15 protein-coding genes and 1 pseudogene are annotated in these 17,217 nt (G+C 62.1%); 3 read left to right on the plus strand and 13 right to left on the minus strand.

Annotated elements, in window-relative coordinates; all coding sequences use genetic code 11:
- Window positions 1–135: pseudogene (locus ATY76_RS34100) on the plus strand (IS30 family transposase); the annotation flags it as partial.
- Between the two features lie 148 nt (window positions 136–283).
- Here the strand turns inward: ATY76_RS34100 and ATY76_RS09800 are convergent.
- Entirely contained in the window at window positions 284–691 is a 408-nt protein-coding gene (locus ATY76_RS09800; protein ID WP_088674573.1) for a carboxymuconolactone decarboxylase family protein, read from the minus strand.
- Window positions 692–991: 300 nt separating this feature from the next.
- Here ATY76_RS09800 and ATY76_RS09805 point away from each other — a divergent pair, with 300 nt between their 5' ends.
- The gene (locus ATY76_RS09805) at window positions 992–1,921 is read left to right on the plus strand and encodes a TauD/TfdA family dioxygenase (protein ID WP_088674574.1); all 930 of its coding nucleotides are present in this window, start codon (window positions 992–994) and stop codon (window positions 1,919–1,921) included.
- Between the two features lie 46 nt (window positions 1,922–1,967).
- Here the strand turns inward: ATY76_RS09805 and aspA are convergent, their stop codons facing one another.
- The 12 genes from aspA to ATY76_RS09870 all read right to left on the minus strand — a co-directional run bounded on the left by aspA (window position 1,968) and on the right by ATY76_RS09870 (window position 16,141).
- Window positions 1,968–3,395, minus strand: coding sequence for an aspartate ammonia-lyase (gene aspA / locus ATY76_RS09810; RefSeq protein ID WP_088674575.1), 1,428 nt, complete (start codon window positions 3,393–3,395; stop codon window positions 1,968–1,970).
- Window positions 3,396–3,495: 100 nt separating this feature from the next.
- The gene (locus ATY76_RS09815; RefSeq protein ID WP_088674576.1) at window positions 3,496–4,599 is read right to left on the minus strand and encodes an asparaginase; all 1,104 of its coding nucleotides are present in this window, start codon (window positions 4,597–4,599) and stop codon (window positions 3,496–3,498) included.
- Between the two features lie 73 nt (window positions 4,600–4,672).
- On the minus strand, window positions 4,673–6,145 hold the full coding sequence (locus ATY76_RS09820) for an amino acid permease (RefSeq protein WP_088674577.1): 1,473 nt from the start codon (window positions 6,143–6,145) through the stop codon (window positions 4,673–4,675).
- A 280-nt stretch (window positions 6,146–6,425) separates the two neighbouring features.
- A complete protein-coding gene (locus tag ATY76_RS09825) occupies window positions 6,426–7,133 on the minus strand; it encodes a FadR/GntR family transcriptional regulator (protein WP_088674578.1) in 708 nt (235 codons plus the stop codon).
- A gap of 60 nt (window positions 7,134–7,193) precedes the next feature.
- Window positions 7,194–7,904, minus strand: coding sequence for a FadR/GntR family transcriptional regulator (locus ATY76_RS09830; protein WP_088674579.1), 711 nt, complete (start codon window positions 7,902–7,904; stop codon window positions 7,194–7,196).
- A 74-nt stretch (window positions 7,905–7,978) separates the two neighbouring features.
- Window positions 7,979–8,800 carry a bifunctional allantoicase/(S)-ureidoglycine aminohydrolase gene (locus ATY76_RS09835; RefSeq protein ID WP_088674580.1) on the minus strand — a complete coding sequence of 274 codons (822 nt, stop codon included), beginning with the start codon at window positions 8,798–8,800 and terminating at the stop codon, window positions 7,979–7,981.
- A gap of 79 nt (window positions 8,801–8,879) precedes the next feature.
- Window positions 8,880–10,715: an ABC transporter ATP-binding protein gene (locus tag ATY76_RS09840; protein WP_088674581.1), complete on the minus strand. Its 1,836-nt coding sequence runs from the start codon at window positions 10,713–10,715 to the stop codon at window positions 8,880–8,882.
- Between the two features lie 18 nt (window positions 10,716–10,733).
- Window positions 10,734–11,930 (minus strand): aminotransferase class V-fold PLP-dependent enzyme, encoded by a 1,197-nt coding sequence (locus ATY76_RS09845; RefSeq protein ID WP_088674582.1) that lies wholly within the window; start codon window positions 11,928–11,930, stop codon window positions 10,734–10,736.
- A gap of 70 nt (window positions 11,931–12,000) precedes the next feature.
- Window positions 12,001–12,516: a RidA family protein gene (locus tag ATY76_RS09850; RefSeq protein WP_088674583.1), complete on the minus strand. Its 516-nt coding sequence runs from the start codon at window positions 12,514–12,516 to the stop codon at window positions 12,001–12,003.
- Between the two features lie 47 nt (window positions 12,517–12,563).
- Entirely contained in the window at window positions 12,564–13,433 is an 870-nt protein-coding gene (locus ATY76_RS09855; protein ID WP_088674584.1) for an ABC transporter permease, read from the minus strand.
- On the minus strand, window positions 13,433–14,374 hold the full coding sequence (locus ATY76_RS09860; protein ID WP_190233626.1) for an ABC transporter permease: 942 nt from the start codon (window positions 14,372–14,374) through the stop codon (window positions 13,433–13,435). Before ATY76_RS09860 ends, ATY76_RS09855 begins: the two co-directional genes overlap by 1 nt.
- 240 nt (window positions 14,375–14,614) lie before the next feature.
- Window positions 14,615–16,141, minus strand: coding sequence for an ABC transporter substrate-binding protein (locus ATY76_RS09870; RefSeq protein WP_088674585.1), 1,527 nt, complete (start codon window positions 16,139–16,141; stop codon window positions 14,615–14,617).
- A 232-nt stretch (window positions 16,142–16,373) separates the two neighbouring features.
- Here ATY76_RS09870 and ATY76_RS09875 point away from each other — a divergent pair, with 232 nt between their 5' ends.
- Window positions 16,374–16,958, plus strand: coding sequence for a DUF1349 domain-containing protein (locus tag ATY76_RS09875; protein ID WP_088674586.1), 585 nt, complete (start codon window positions 16,374–16,376; stop codon window positions 16,956–16,958).
- Window positions 16,959–17,217: the final 259 nt, after the last annotated feature.

The raw sequence follows: 17,217 nt of genomic DNA on the forward strand, positions 1-17,217 counted from the left end.
GAGACGGACCTGACGGCCGTCTCGCAGCAGGACCTGATCCAGCTCGCTCGTCAGCTCAACGATCAGCCTCGCAAGTGCCTCGGCTATCGAACGCCGGCCGAAGTCTTCCTCACACATTTGCAAGACGGGGCCTGATCCCCTACCCTTAAAAACGGCATGATGCGCTTGGGTTAGATTCTCCAGATTGCTACTTTTTACTCTCTAAGTTGTGCTGACTGCCTGCACTTCGCATTCACCGCGATGGAAACAATATGCCGGATGCGCGCGCCAAGCCCGTCGTTTCCTATCGCACCTCGAATTCCGGATCGGACGGAACCTGCATGGCGAGAGCGAGATGGTTCGTCTGCGCGGCAAGTCCGATGATCGTCAGGAGTTCGCCGTGCTGGGCATCGGTCATGCCGCGAGCTCGGGCGGCTGCGGTGTGGGATTGGATGCAGTATTGGCAGGCATTGGCCGTCGATACCGCTATGTAGATCATCTCGCGCGTCAGCGGATCGATGGCGCCTTCGACCGTCATGACCGATTTCAGCGTCTCCCATACCCGCTTGAGATTGGCCGGATCGTTGGCGAGAGCCCGCCAGAAATTGTTGATGAAATCGGTCTTGCGGGTCGCCCTGATGTCATCGAACACGGCTTGGACGGCCGGAATGGCTGCGGCCTCTTGGTCCGACAGGAGTTTGACTGTTGCCATCGAAAGTTCCTTTCCGTGCGCCGATCTACAGCCTCAAGCATGATTGTGTTCGGCGATCCCACGCTGCCGCCGGACGATACGAAGAAATGATAACGGCCGCCAGCCTCCCTGCCGGCGACGAAATCGAAGACGGCTATTTCAGGAAAACAGGCAAAATTAGAAATTATTGTCTACTGATTTTATAGATTATACGGTTCCATAGCCCTGTCGACTTCAGCGCTGAGAATTCGAACGCCCAAATGGGTGCATCCTTGGGCGCATGTGACCTGCCGACTTCTTCCAAATCAACAGGAGATTTCCATGAGCAATCCGGTTCTCGTCAATCAGATCATTCCCGAGTCCGATGTCGCCCCGCTGACCGGCCGTGTCGGCGCTGAAATCAAAGGCATCCGCCTTGGCGGCGATCTTTCGGATGCAACCGTGGCGGCCATCAACCAGCTTCTGCTGAAGCATAAGGTCATCTTCTTCCGCGATCAGGGACATCTCGACGATTCCGAACAGGAAGCTTTCGCGCGCCGCCTCGGCGATCTCGTGCCGCATCCGACCCAAGGACCGGTCTCCGGCACCGCTTCCATCCTCAATCTCGATTCCAGCCGTGGCGGCGGCAGGGCCGACCAGTGGCACACCGACGTGACCTTCGTCGATGCCTATCCCAAATTCTCCGTGCTGCGCGGCGCCGTCATTCCGGCAGCCGGCGGCGACACGATCTGGTCCAACACCCATGCCGCCTATGAAAGCCTGCCGGCGCCGCTGAAATTGCTGGCGGAAAATCTATGGGCCATCCACAGCAATGCCTATGACTATGCCGCCGTGCGCCCTCGCGCCACCGCCGAAGAGAAGAAGCATTTCGAAGAGATTTTCACCTCGACCATCTACGAGACCGAGCATCCGGTCGTGCGTGTCCATCCGGAAACCGGCGAAAGATCGCTGCTGCTCGGTAATTTCGTCCAGCGCCTGGTCGGCGTTTCGAAGAGCGATTCCGCGAAACTCTACGAAGTGTTCCAGTCCTACGTCACCGCCCCGGAAAATACCGTGCGCTGGCGCTGGCGGACCGGGGATGTCGCGATCTGGGACAACCGCGCCACCCAGCACTATGCCGTCAACGATTATGGCGACCAGCATCGCGTCGTGCGCCGGGCCACCGTTGACGGCGACGTCCCCGTGAGCATCGACGGCCGCCGCAGCATAACCCACGTCAAGGCTGCCAAGCCGCAAGCAAAGGCGGCGTGATCAGCTCCAGATGAGTGTCACCCGGAACCGAATTGAGCCGCATGCCTTACGAGAAGGACAGCTTCTCGCTTGGCCGGGTCAGCGTTTCCGGGCGCAGCACCGCATCGAGATGCTCCTTCTGCATCAGGCCCCGTTCGAGAAGGATTTCATAGACCCCCCGTCCCGAATGATGCGCTTCGAGCGCAACCTCGGTGGCGTTGCGATAGCCGATATAGGGGTTCAACGCCGTCACGATGCCGATCGATTGCTCGACCGTCTGACGCAACCTCTCGCGGTTGGCGGTAATGCCTTGAATGCAATTCGCCTCGAGCGTCAGGCAGGCGTTGGTCAGGTGGCTGAGACTCCGATAGAGGCTGTAGAAGATCACCGGCTCGAAGGCGTTCAGCTGCAGCTGGCCGGCCTCTGCGGCCATGGTGATCGTCACGTCATTGCCGATCACTTCGAAGGCGACCTGGTTGACCACCTCAGGGATGACAGGATTGACCTTGCCGGGCATGATCGAGGAGCCGGCCTGGCGTGCCGGAAGGTTGATCTCGTTGAAGCCGGCGCGCGGCCCCGAGGACAGAAGCCGCAGGTCGTTGCAGGTCTTGGACAGCTTGACCGCCACGCGCTTGAGGACGCCGGAAAGCTGGACGAAGGAGCCGCAATCCTGCGTCGCCTCCACCAGATCAGGTGACGTCACCAGATCGACGCCGACGATTTCGGACAGCCGCTCGCGCACCAGCGCCGCATAACGGGGATGGGCGGTGATGCCGGTGCCGATGGCGGTGGCGCCGAGATTGATCTCGCGGATCAGCGAGACGGCTTCGGAGAGCCGTGCCTCGTCCTCCGCCAGCATCAGGGCGTAGGTTCCAAACTCCTGGCCGAGCGTCATCGGCACGGCGTCTTGCAATTGCGTGCGGCCCATCTTCAGAACGTCGGCGAACTCGACCGCCTTGGCCTCGAATGCCCGGCGCAGGATCGCCATGGCGTCGACCAGACGATGAACGCCGATCCATGCGGCAAGCTTCAGCGCCGTCGGATAGACGTCGTTGGTGGATTGCGAGAGATTGACGTGCTCGTTCGGATGCAGGTGCTGGTACTCGCCGCGGTGATGGCCGAGGATTTCGAGCGCGCGGTTGGCAATCACCTCATTGGCGTTCATGTTGGTCGAGGTTCCCGCCCCGCCCTGGATCAGATCGACGACGAACTGGTCGTGCAGCGCCCCGTCGCGGATTTCGATGCAGGCCGCGATGATCGCGTCAGCCCGCTCCTGATCCAGAAGGCCGAGGCTAACATTGGCCTGAGCCGCCGCCTGCTTGATCGCCGCCAGGGATGCGATCAGATCCGCCGACTCCTTCAGCGTCTGACCGGTAATCGGAAAATTCTCGACCGCGCGCAGCGTATGCACGCCGTAATAGGCCGAGGCCGGCACGTCGCGGTCGCCGATCAGGTCATGTTCGACGCGAATTGTGGTCATATCGGATGTTGTCATGGCAGGAGCTTTCGATTGGGACGGTGCGAGCACGCATTGCGACGGCAGGCTGAAGACGAGAATGGCTGGTGACGCGGCAGAATAGCCGCGTGCGGAGGCGTCATCGGGTCAGGGCGGCAAGACGAGGATCGTCCCCGTCCGCCTTCGATCCGCGCAGTTTGAACGGAAAAGACACCCCGCCCGTTGTGACACCCATCGTGTTGACGCGCTGGGGATGATGGAACGGCGCGAGCCGGCCGCGGATCTCAGGCGAACCGATGCCGAGCCGCCCGAGGAGTTCCGTCACGACGGCGTAAAGGATTTCGAGATTGCCGTCCTCGATCTTGACCGAGATGCCGAGCGCACCGTCCGTCCCCAATCGCCGGGTTTCATCCGAGGCCCGCACGCCGATCGCGTAGCTGGCATCGGCCCCGAGCTTGCCGATGAGGGCACCGTTATATGCGCGCATCAGCGCCGTGCAGTAACGCCCCTCACCCGCGACCATGTCAGGATGGCGCGCCATTGCATGGAAGATGCGGGCCAGTGCCGCCCCCCGCGCCGACGGCCCCTCGCCCGACCCGTCGCCATCCGCCGCCGAAGCAAGCTCGGCATAGATGCGGGCCAGGCGGTCCAGAGGAAAAGCGGGGGTCGGGAGATTGCATCCGTCGATCCCCCATTCAACGTCCTCAACATCCAGATCGCAGAGTTCGGCGACGGTGCGGTTGACCCTCCCCTGCATCGGATGATCCGGCAGGTGGTAGCCTTCTATGCCTGCGCCGATCGCCCGGGCGCCGGCAAGCATGCCGACATGCTTGCCCGAGCAATTGCTGCAGACGCCTGTCGGGACAAAGTCCTGCTTGATCCATGAGCGGTTGACCGTTTCCGACAGCGAGGGATGGCCGCCGCAGCGAAGATCGGCCTCCTCGGCCTTGATCTTCGCCAGCATGGTTCGCGTGCGCGCGATGTGCCGCTCTTCGCTGCTGTGGGACGCGCACATCAGCGCAATATCCGCATCGTCGAAGCCGTAACCAGCAAAACCCTCCGTCTCCAGGATGGCAAGCGCCTGGGCCGGCTTGGCGGCGGAGCGGGCAAGCGTCATGCGCTCGGGATTTCCCAGCGCGTAAAGCAGCCTGCCCGTTGCATCGACGACAGCCGCGTGGACGCGATGGCGGTTCTCGACGATGCCGCCACGATCGGTGACGACGAAATCCTCACTCGGGGTCATGTCTCTCTCCATTCATGCCGCACCCCGGCGGCGACATGCGCCGCCGGGAGCAAGCGTGGATTGTCGATCGGTATCAGGCGAGATCGAAACCGCCGCGATCCTCGCCCTGTTCGGCGGCGAGCATGTAAATGCGCTCACGCATCAGCAGCCAGCCGACCACCAGCGCCGGAATGATCAGCGCCAGAGAAGCGACCGTGTAGGTTCCGACCGGATAATCGAGAGCCATCAGGATCACGACGACGGCAAGGAAGCCCAGTGTCAGCAGGCCGGTGTACGGCGCGCCGAACATCCGGAATTCAGGCCGCGCCAGCTTGCCCTGCCGCGACAGCTGCCACAGCTTGAGCTGGCACAGGACGATCACGCCCCAGGCGGCGATGATGCCGAGCGCGGCGACATTCAGGCCGATCTCGAAGGCCTCCGCCGGAACGACGGCGTTCAGCACGACGCCGAAGGCGGTCACGACAGCCGTCACCGCGATGCCGACATAGGGCACGCCGGATCGGTTCATCTTCGCCAGCGCCGCCGGCGCCGAGCCTGATATCGCCATGGAATGCAGGATGCGGCCTGTGGAATAGAGGCCGGCATTGAGCGACGACAGGACGGCGGTCAGCACGACCAGGTTCATCACGACGTCGGCGCCCTGGATGCCGATCTTGCCGAAGAAGGTCACGAACGGGCTCTCGCCACCCTTATAGGCGGTATAGGGCAGCAGCAGAGACAGCAGCAGGACCGAGCCGACATAGAAGACCACCAGGCGCAGCACGACCGTCCGGATCGCCCGCGGCATGACCTTGCGGGCATTTTCGGTTTCACCGGCGGCAGTGCCGATCAGCTCGATCGAGGCATAGGCGAAGACCACGCCCTGTATCACCACCAGGGCCGGCAGGACGCTGTTCGGGAACATGCCGCCGAAATCGGTGATCGTATTCAGGCCCGGAACATGGCCGTCGATCGGCGTGCCGGTGACGACGAAGTAGACGCCGACGATCAGGAAGACGACGAGGGCGAGGACCTTGACGAGGCTGAACCAGAATTCCAGTTCGCCGAAGACCTTCACCGACAGAAGGTTCATCGAGAGGACGAGGACCAGCGCCGCGAGCGCAAAGACCCACTGATCGATCATCGCGATCCACGGGACATAGGCCTTGAAGAAATTCATGTAGAGGGCGACCGCGGTGACGTCAGCGACCGCCGTCATCGCCCAGGTCAGCCAATACATCCAGCCGACCGCGAAGGCGAGCTTTTCGCCGTAAAATTCCCGGGCATAAGAGACGAACGAGCCCGAGGTCGGGCGATGGACGATCAGTTCGCCGAGCGCCCTCAGAACGAGAAAGGCGAAAAAGCCGCACAGGGCATAAACCAGCACGAGCGCCGGACCGGCAGCAGCAAGCCGGCCGCCGGCGCCGAGAAACAGCCCCGTGCCGATAGCGCCGCCGATGGCGATCATCTGGATCTGCCGCGGCTTCAGCGCCTTGTGGTAGCCGAGATCCTCCTCGGCAAAAACTTGGCCATCGGCCTCGGTTCTGGTGGATTCCATGACTGTCATTTCTCCTCCCTATGGGTTCGGCAACCTCCCGGCCGCCCCTCCACACAGCAGTCCACAACGTGTTAATCTGCTATGCGGTATGACAGGTTTGGAAATAAATGGAAAGGCGCGCCTCAGTCAAGGGTCTTTCGTTCGATGATGCGCATATAGCGGAGACAGCCCGTCCATCGGCGGCTGACGATGCGTGGCCGCAACAAGGCGTATCGCGGTAACGATACGCGTAGAACAAAAAGGAAGCCGGAGGAGCAGCCGAAAGATCGCGAGCAAGGCTTCGGGAAGCTTACCGCGGTTCGGCTCCGATGATGCGATTGACCGCTGCCTCGACCTTTTGAAGATGGATTTCCATCGCAGCCCTGGCCTCGGCCTCCGACCCTTTCCGGATGGCTTCGACAATTGCTCGATGCTCTTCGTTCGACGCCTGACGCCGCGGCCCCAAAACCGTCAGCAGCCCGGATTGCTGCGCCATCGCCCCGCGAACGTCATCGACGATATCACGGAAGACAGCATTCTTCGAGGCTTCGGCGATCAGCCCGTGAAACTCCGAATCCAGCCGCACCCAGGCCTCGGTATCTTCTTCCCGCTCCATCTGGTCGCAAAGTCCGAGCAACCGCGACAGCTCGTCATCGTTCCGGCGCAGCGCCGCCAAACCGGCGGCGGATACTTCGACGAAGGGCCGCGCTTCCATCAGATCACGCGCCGAATAATCGCCGTAACGGATATCTCCGTCGCCGGCAGTCGCGAGCACATATGTTCCGCTTCCCGTTCGCGTCTCCGTCAGCCCCAAAATCTGCAGCGAGCGCAGCGCTTCGCGCACGATCGGGCGGCTCACGCCATATTTTCCGGCGAGCTTGGCTTCCGACGGCAGCTTAGCACCGGCGGCAAAGCGGCCGGAGAGAATGAGATTGCGCAACTCCTCGAAGACCAGTTCCGAGGCGCTTTTTCGGCTGAGGATCGCGGAGTCGGAAAGCCAGCTTTCTAGATCGTTCATCGCATTGCATTCGATCAGCGGCGGCCCGGATGTCCGGGCACCAAATGTGAAATCATACCTTCAGCGCAGTTCATTTTCATCGGCAATCCCGATGATGGAGCGCTTTACCTCCAGCAGGTGCTCCGCCATGGCGGCACGCGCCTCCTTCTCCCTGCCCGCAGCAACGGCCTCCAGAATGCGGCGATGTTCCGCGTTGGACGCTTTGCGCCGTCCGCGAACATGCTCCACCAGTTCCGATTGCGTCGAAAGCGCGCCACGAACATCGGCGACAACTTTCCTGAAGATCGCATTGCCCGAGGCCGCCGCGATTTCTCCGTGAAACGCCGCGTCCATCCCCACCCATTTCTGGACATCCTCCTCGCCGTCCATCCGGTCGCATAGGGATGTCAGCAAGGCCAGCTGCTCGTCCGAGCGCCGCAAGGCGGCCCAACCCGCTGCCGGGATCTCGATGCAGGGACGCGCTTCCATGAGATCGCGGGCGGAATAGGCGCCGCCGCCGAGCTGCCGCGCCGGGCTTTCCGAAACGACGAAGGTGCCGCGGCCGGTCCTGGTCTGCGTGAATCCCAGCGTCTGAAGCGAGCGGAGCGCTTCACGCACGATCGCCCGGCTGATGCCGTACCGTTCGGCGAGCTGCACCTCCGAGGGAAGACGGACCCCGCGCGCCAGTTTCCGATCGACGATGGCCGTACGGATATCTTCGAAGACCGCTTCGGCAGCGTTTCTCCGGCTTATCTCTTTCTTCTCCGAGAACCATGAATCCATATCCTGCATCGAGGGACGATGCGGGCATTCGAAAGAGCTGTCAAGCAACCGGACAGCTACACGCAGACGCGCCGACGCGAGGCCTACCAGAGCTTCATGTGCCGGTTGACATCCTTGTAGAGCAGGTAGCGGAAGCGGCCGGGACCACCGGCGTAGCATGCCTGCGGGCAGAAGGCGCGCAGCCACATGAAGTCGCCGGCCTCGACCTCGACCCAGTCCTGGTTCAGGCGATAGACCGCCTTGCCTTCCAGCACATAGAGCCCGTGCTCCATGACATGGGTTTCCATGAAGGGGATCACCGCGCCCGGCTCCAGGGTGACGATATTGACGTGCATGTCGTAGCGCACATCGGCCGGGTCGATGAAGCGGGTCGTGCCCCAGCGCCCGTCGGTGTTGGGCATGGCCCGGATGGGATGGTCGTCCTCATGCGTGACGATCGCCGGCGGCGGCTCCAGCCCCTCGACTTCCTGAAACGCCTTTCTAACCCAGTGAAAGATCGCCGCGGCCGAGCTGTCATTCTTCAGGCGCCATGCCGAACCGGCGGGAATATAGACGAAGGAGCCGGCGCGCAGCGCGTGGCTCACACCTTCGAGTTCCACAGTCATGCCGCCTTCGACGACGAACAGCACTGCCTCGGCCCGCTTGTCGGGCTCCGGCCGGTCGCTTCCGCCGCCCGGCTGAACTTCCATGACATATTGCGAGAAGGTTTCGGAGAAGCCGGAGAGCGGGCGGGAAAGAACCCATGCCCGCGTTCCGGTCCAATGCGGCAGGAGGCTCGTGACGATATCGCTCATGACGCCGCGGGGGATGACCGCGTAAGCCGTGGTGAAAACGGCTCTGCCGGAAAGCAGCTGGGTCTGCGGCGGCAAACCGCCGAGCTTCGAAAAATACTCTGTCTTGTCCATTGATGCGGCTTCCCAGGCAGGTGTCTCTGCATCTGCTTTATGCGCCGCCAGCCGGTTAGGCAACTCCCAACGGCTTTCGCTACCGGCCGGCCATCACCAAATGGCCCGGCCCGACTTCACGATACAAGGTGGCCGGAGGCTGGTAGTCGACTGATCGCATCGGGCTCTTGATCTCGTCATTCGCCACCATACGCTTTTCATGGCGGCGGTCCGGATCGGGCACAGGCACGGCCGAAATCAGCTTCTTCGTGTAGGGATGCTGCGGATTTTCGAAGACCGCGGTGCGCGGGCCGATCTCGACGATCTCGCCGAGATACATCACCGCCACCCGGTGGCTGACGCGTTCGACCACCGCCATGTCGTGCGAGATGAACAGGAAGGCGAGATTGAGGCTTTGCTGCAGGTCGAGCATCAGGTTGATGACCTGAGCCTTGATCGACACGTCAAGCGCCGACACGCTTTCGTCAGCGACGATGACCTTCGGCTGCAGGGCGAGCGCGCGGGCGATGCAGATGCGCTGCCGCTGGCCGCCGGAAAATTCATGCGGATAGCGCGAAGCCATATCGGGGGAGAGGCCGACTTTCAACAGCAGGTCGGCAACGACCTCCCTCGCCTGTTTGGCGTTGCCCATGCTGTGTTCGAGATAGGGTTCGGCGATCGACGCCCCTACCGTCATGCGCGGATTGAGGCTGGCGAAGGGATCCTGGAAGATCATCTGCACGGATTTGCGCATCTCGCGCAGATCCTTCTTGTCGAGGCCGAGCACTTCCCTGCCCTCGACCAGAACGGAACCCGCCTGCGGCTCGATGAGACGCATGATGGCCCGCCCCGTCGTCGATTTGCCGCAGCCGGATTCGCCGACGAGCGACAGCGTCTCGCCGGCATGAAGATCGAAGGAGACGTTTTCGACCGCGTGCACCCGGCTGGTCAGCCGGTTGAAGAGGCCGGAATGAATGTCGAAACGCTTGGTGAGGTGCTTCACCTGCAGCACCGGCTTCGCCGCAACCGTATCGGCAGCCTCCGCGGGAATGTCCGATTCCCCTGTCGCCGTATTGACGACGGGAAAACGCAGCGGCCTCTGGCGGCCCTGCATCGAGCCGAGCACGGGCACGGCTGATAGCAGCGCCCTTGTGTAAGGATGTTTGCCGCGGTGGAAGATATCGGCAGTCGCGCCGCTTTCGACCTGTTCGCCGCGATACATCACCACCGTCCTGTCGGCGATCTCGGCGACGACGCCCATGTCATGCGTGATGAAGAGAACGGAGGTCCCCTCCTCGTCCTGCAGCATCTTGATGAGATCGAGGATCTGGCCCTGGATCGTCACGTCGAGTGCTGTCGTCGGCTCGTCGGCGATCAAAAGCTTCGGCCGGCTGGCGAGCGCCATGGCGATCATCACGCGCTGGCGCATGCCGCCGGAAAAGCGATGCGGATATTCGTCGAAACGCGAGGCGGCCGACGGGATGCGGACCTTTTCGAGGAGCCTGATCGTCTCGGCCTTGGCATCGGCCTTGCTCATAGCGGAATGGCAAAGCAGCGCTTCGGAAATCTGATCGCCGATGGTGAAGAGCGGATTGAGCGAGGTCATCGGCTCCTGGAAGATCATCGCCACCTCATTGCCGCGCACCTGCCGCATGGCCTGTTCCGGCAGGGCCAGCAGGTCGCGGCCGCCGAGCATGACGCGGCCCTCGATGCGGCTCACATCCGCCTGCAGCAGCCGCATGATCGACAGCGAGGTGACGCTCTTGCCCGAGCCGGATTCGCCGACGATCGCGACCGTCTCGCCGGGCGCGACGGTGAAGGAGACGTCGCGCACCACAGGTTTCCAGGCGCCGTCGACCAGAAAGGATGTCGTCAGCCCCTCAACGGAAAGAACGGGGGTGGCTGTCTCGATCAACTGCGCTTGGACGTTTGCCATGTCGGCTCCTCCTACGGCTCAATCCGGCCAGCGCAACAAGCCGTCGAAGCGGTGCCGGCTGCGGTTTTCGATCGGCGTTGCGATGATCTCGTTGGAGGCGCGCGCCTTGTCGAGTTCCTCGGCCAGGCGGTTCGCGACGATGATTTCCTGGCCCGGATGCAGGTTGCACGGGTCGAGATAGAAATAGCGGTGCTCGACCTCGTGATCGCGCACGATGATCGGCGGGCTGCCCTTCGCCAGCGCATCGGCCAGATCCCAGGCGGTGATATGGGCCCGCTCGGCATCGACGATAAGGCGCAGCCGGTCGAGCGGGTTGTTGGTGGGATCGGGCTCGATCAGCGCGGTAACACCAGGACGACCGTCGAGCGTCTTTTTCCACAGATTGAGGTAGCCGGTCTCGCGCTCGCGGATGCCGGCATGATCGCGCTTTTCCCAGGCTTCCAGCGCCGCCATGACGCCGAAGATGCTCTCCTTGCCGACCTTCATGCCGCGGCCGATGCCCATATTCTGCAGGAAGGCGTGACGCACCAGCTCTTTTCTGCCGGTAACGATGCCCGAGGTCGGGCCGCCGAGGAACTTGTGGCCGGAATAGAGCGCGATATCGGCGCCTTGCTCCAGGAAAATCCTGAGGTCGTATTCCGACGCCGCATCGACGATGACAGGCACGCCCCTGGCATGGGCGATCTCGACGAATTCCTTGAGATTCAGCAGGCCGTAATCAACGACATGGTGGGAGACGACATAGACGGCAGCGGCGGTCTTCTCGGTGATGGCCTTTTCCATGTGGAAGCGATGCGTCGAGGTCGCCTGTCCCACAAGCACGACCTTGCCGCCGGCCAGCCGAATTGCCTGGTCGACGGGGGCGCCGTAGCTCACAACATGGCCCATCTGCACCAGCACTTCGTTCTTCTCGGGCACCGCATCCGGCAGTTTCTCGATCGCCAGCAGATTGTCGCCGGTGATCGCGCCGGCGACGGCGAGCGAAATGCCCGCCGAGCATGAGGCGGTGACGAAGCCCGCCTCGCCGCCGGTCAGCCGGGCAATGACGCTGCTCGCCTTGCGCTGCAGATCGTTGATCTCGACGAAGTGCGGCAGAATCGACGCCATCGCTTCGATCGCTTCCGGCACGACGATCGACGCACCCAGGCTGGTCATCGTGCCCGATACGTTGATGACGGGGCGGAGGCCGATCGATGGTCTCATATCAGTGGACATGAAGTTCTCCAGAATTCTGGGTCGGGGAGCAGGATATGGGGAAACGCTGCTCCCAATATGAAAATTCCCGTCAGCCATGCAAGGCGACGATCGCCTCGATTTCGACGGTGATGTTGCCCGGCAACGAGCCGAAGCCCACGGCCGAACGGGCATGTTCGCCGGCCGGCCCGAAGACTTCGATCAGCAGATCCGAGCAGCCGTTGATGACGCTCGGATGATCCTCGAAGTCGGGCACGGCATTCACCATGCCGAGCAGCTTGACCACCCGCTTGACGCGGGAGAGATCACCCAGCGCATCCTGCATGACCGACAGCAGGTTGATGCCGGTCAACCGCGCGTGACCGTAAGCCTCTTCGACACCAACGCCACCAGCGCCGACCTTGCCGGCATGCAGGAAGCCATCGGCCTCGCGCGGCCCCTGGCCGGAGAGATAGAGCATGTTACCTTCCAGCACATGCGTCACGAAATTGGCGATCGGCGGCGGCGGCGGCGGAAGCGTAATACCGAGAGCGGAAAGCCGTTCGTAAGGCGAGTTTTCGACCTTGCCGGCGGCGGTGGGAAACTGATTCACGCAAACTCCTGTCATGCAATTTTTGATCTGGCGAATTGGATACCCGGCATTTCGCCGGCGGATTAAAGGTCCTTGCGAAGTCTTGGGTCGAGCATGTCCCTGAGGCCGTCGCCGACCATCTGCAGCGACAGCACCGAGAGAATGATTGCAACGCCGGGAAACAGCGTCATCCAGTCGGCCTGGCCGATATATTGCCGGCCGGCGGCGATCATCGTTCCCCAGGTCGGGATCTCGGGACTGACGCCGAGGCCGAGGAAAGAGAGGCCCGCTTCGGCCAGCATGGCGCTGGCGAAGAGGAACGTGCCCTGCACGAGGATCGGCGACAGCAGATTGCGCAGCACATGCCGCGTCATAATGTGGAAGGTCGAGATGCCGAGCGCCCGCGCGGCCTCGACATAGGGAAGCTCGCGAATGACGAGCGTCGAAGCGCGCACGATGCGGGCAAGGCGCGGCGCATAGACGATCGACAGCGCGATGATGACAGTCGTCAACGAGGGCCCGAGGGCGGCGACGAGCGCGATCGCCAGCAGAATATCCGGAAAGGCCATCATCGCATCGATCAGCCGGGCGATCGGCGTGTCGAGCTTCTGGAAGAAGCCGGCAAGCAGGCCGAGTGTGACGCCGATCAGCGCCGAAAGGGCGACGACCGCCGCACCGACCAGCAGCGACAGGCGGCCGGCGAAGATGGTGCGCGAGAAGACGTCGCGGCCGAACTCGTCCGTGCCGAAGAAGAAGATCTCGCTCGGCGGCTTTAGCCGGTTGACGATCGAAAGCTTGGAAGGCGAATAGGGCGCCACGACGGGCGCGAAGGCCGCAAGCAGCACGAAGATCGTCAGGATCAGGAGGCCGCAGGCCACAGTCTTGCGCTTCAGAAGGCGGCGAACGAATTTGCTGCCCTCGCTTTCGACCGGTTTGATTGCGATATCGGCCATCAGTAGCGCACCCTCGGATCGACCAGCAGATAGAGCATGTCGATTGCAAAATTGATCAGCACATAGAGCGCGGCGATGACGAGCAGCGCGCCCTGGATGACGGGGTAGTCGCGGCGCAGCACCGCCGAGACGACGAGATTGCCGACGCCCGGCAGGCCGAAGACGGTCTCGGTGACGACAGCGCCCGAGATCAACACCGCCGCCGTCAGGCCGATCACCGTCAGGATCGGGATCAGAGCATTCTTCAGCGCATGCTTGAGGATGACCTTGCGTTCGACCAGCCCCTTGGCGCGCGCCGTGCGGATATAGTCGTCGCCAAGCACATCGAGCATCGAGGCGCGGGTGAAGCGCAGGATCAGCGCCGAGGAGACGATGCCGAGCGCAAAGGCCGGCAGCGTCAGATGATACATCCGCTCCGCGAAGGTCGAGCCCGGCCCGCCATAACCCGAGACCGGGAAGAGATTGAGCCGGACGGCGAAGAACTGCATCAGGATGAGGCCGAGCCAGAAGCTCGGAATGCTGGCGGCGAACATGGCGAGCGTCGTTGCCGCCTGGTCGACGAAGGAGCCGCGCCGATAGGCGGCATAAATGCCGATCGGGAGCGCGATAATGCTGGCGATGGCAAGCGAAAACAGCGTCAGGAAGAAGGTGGGCTCGGCGCGGTCAAGCAGCGCCGACGTGACCGGCATGTTGAGGAAGATCGACTGGCCGAGATCGCCCCTCAGCAGCTGGCCGATATAATAGAGATATTGCAGGCCGAGCGACTGATCGAGGCCGAGTCGGGTTCGGAGATCGGCAACATCCTGCGGCGTCGCATCCGGCCCGAGCATGACGGCGGCCGGATCACCCGGGGTCACCCGCACGATGACGAAGACGATCGTCACAACGAGAAACATCACGACGATCATGCCGAACAGGCGCTGGAGGATGTAGCGGATCATCCGAACTCTGCTCCTACCATCGGTGTATGAAGCACTGCAACGGATACTGCCTCTCTCCCCTCATTCCTGTGCTCGTCACAGGAATCCAGCGCGCCCAAGTCCTTGGGCGCAGAAGACTCCTTGACTGAATACAGGTCAATCACGGCGCAGACGCGCCGTGGCTGGATCCCTGTGTCATCCCTCGGGTCAAGCCCGAGCACAGGGATGAGGGGGCAGGTAGCAGCCATCGAAATCACTCCATCACTTCTTGATCGAAGCGTTCCAGAAATACGGCCACGGAGCCGGATCGACGCCGTCGAGCTTGACCGATTTCGCCGAGACGGCGTTGAAATCACCGATCTTCATGAAGGGCGCATCGGTATAGATCGCCTTCTGAACATCCGCCCAGAGCGCCACCCGCTTCTTCGGATCGACTTCCGAGGTGAAGGCATCGACGGCAGCCTTGCGGGCCGGCGTATCCCACCAGCCGGGCGAGCTCGTCGAGAGCGAACCGATCAGCGCCGGCTCCGGCAGGAACGGGCTGTGGGTGATGTAGATATCCCAGAGCTTCGGATCTGTGCGGCGCTGCGTCAGCGTCGCCCAGTCGACCACCTGCATATCGACGGTGAAGCCGGCAAGCTTCAGATATTCGGCGGCGACCTGCGCCATCTTGTAATGGAATTCGTACTGGCGGCTGGTCAGGATACGGATCGGCTCGCCATTATAGCCGGCCTTCTTGGCGGCAGCGGCCGCCCCTTCCGGATCGGCGACATTATAGGCGCCTTCGACGCCGGCATCCGTCGACCAGGCAAAGGTCTTCGGATAGATCGAGCCATCGAGCGCATAGAAATCCGTGCCGCCGAACGCTGCGGCCAGCATGTCTTCCATGCTGAGCGCCTGGCGGATCGCCTTGCGAACCTCGACATGCGCGGCAGCGCCTTCCTTCGTGTTGAAGACGAAGACCGGATAGCCGAAGGGCTTCAGCATGACCGGTTGCGAAGCGGTCGAGCCCTTCAGCTTGTCGTAGGATTCGACCGGGATCGAATCGACATAATCGTACTGGCCGGAAACGGCGGCCTCGACGCGGGTATTCGGATCCGGCACCGGCACGAAGCGGATTTCATCGAGATATTGATGGCGGGCGCCGCCATAACCATCGCCCTCGCCTTCGCGTGACTTGTAGCCGTCGAAGCGGACGAGCTGGATATACTGGTCGGCCTTGCGCTCCTTCAGCATATAGGGACCGGTGCCGATGAACTCCTTCATCGGCTCGTCCTGCTTTTCAGACGGGATGATGATTGCCGCCGAATTGTTGAAGGCAAGCAGCGAGGTCAGTGGCGCATAGGGCTGCTTCAGCGTAATCGTCACGGTCGCCGGATCGGTCGCGGTGATCTTGTCGATGAAGCCGGCCACCTGCTTGCCGCGCGAGGCGATCTTCATCCAGCGGTTCAGCGAGGCGACGACATCCTCCGACGTCATGTCGCTATTGTCGTGGAACTTGATGCCGGTCCTGAGCTTGATCGTATAGGTTTTGCCGTCGGCGCTGATCTCGGGCAGGCTTTCGGCCAGAAGCGGCGTGACATTCCAGCTCTTGTCGAAAGTGTAGAGCGTTTCGAAAATATGCTGCGTGACGATGCCGACGAGATCGGCCGTCGACGACATCGGATCGAGCGTCGGCGGCTCGCCGATCGTCGCGACATTGATGACGCCGCCCTTTTCCTGGGCAAAAAGGGTCGAAGGCAGGGCGACAAGCGCAGTGCCGAGCAGAAATGCGACAAGCGTTTTCATATGAGGGCTCCCGGTTAAGTTCCACAATTATGTAATTCATCTTTTTGTAACAGAATAAGAGATGAAGTAATCGTGTCAAGCGGAAGCCGCGGATTATATCGTGAGACGAAGGTCGGAACGGCGGAAACAGCGCCACACCATCGGCCGCGGCTAGCCGTCCAGGACAAGGTTGCGCATTATGCGAGCGCGAAGAATCGGCACCGGCAGAGCTTCAACCAAGCGAGGATGGAATATGAACATCGATTTCACCGATGGAAAATGGCTGAACGAACCGGCCAGCTGGCAGGCCGACGCAACCGGCCTGACGCTGACAACAGGCGAGAAGACTGACTTCTGGCGGGAAACCTATTACGGCTTCACCCGCGACAGCGGCCACTTCCTCGCCTTCCCCACCGCCGAGAGCTTCACCGCCCAGATCCGCGTCCAAGGCGAATTCCGCACCCTCTACGACCAGGCTGGCCTGATGGTGCGCCTCGACGAAAACCGCTGGGTCAAGACAGGCGTCGAATTCACCGACGGCGAAGCCTTCCTCAGCACCGTCGTCACCGACGGCCAGTCCGACTGGTCGGTCTCACAACCCTTCAAGGAACTGGAAGATTTCCACATCCGCGTCACCGTCGCGGGCGGCGCCCTGCGCATCCAGGCCTCCCGCGATGGCAGCCGCTGGCCGCTGCTGCGGTTGGCGCCCTTCCCGATCGCCGACAGATACGAGGTCGGGCCGACCGCGTGCACGCCGGAGCGGAGTGGGCTGAGTGTGCGGTTTTCGGAGTTTTCGATTGGGCCGGCGATTACGACGGATCTGCATGATTTGAGTTGAGCGGGCTCCGGTGGCGGTGCGCTCGACCAAATTTGCGACGAGATATCAAATCCCGGGCCGGATTAAGGGCTTCAGGTCGGTTCGTAGCGACAACTCTCGTCCGTTGAAGATTGCAGTACCATTTCAGTTTCGTGGACGGCTCATGTGTGAAGAGAACGTATTCCTCAGAGAAAAGATACTCGTTAAGACTGAAATCGCATCCCGCTAATCTCCGAAAATGCGACAGGCCATTTGCCGGGCAGCGCACTCACAAATACAG

The sequence above is a fragment of the Rhizobium sp. R339 genome (assembly GCF_002211395.1).
GTDB lineage: Bacteria > Pseudomonadota > Alphaproteobacteria > Rhizobiales > Rhizobiaceae > Rhizobium.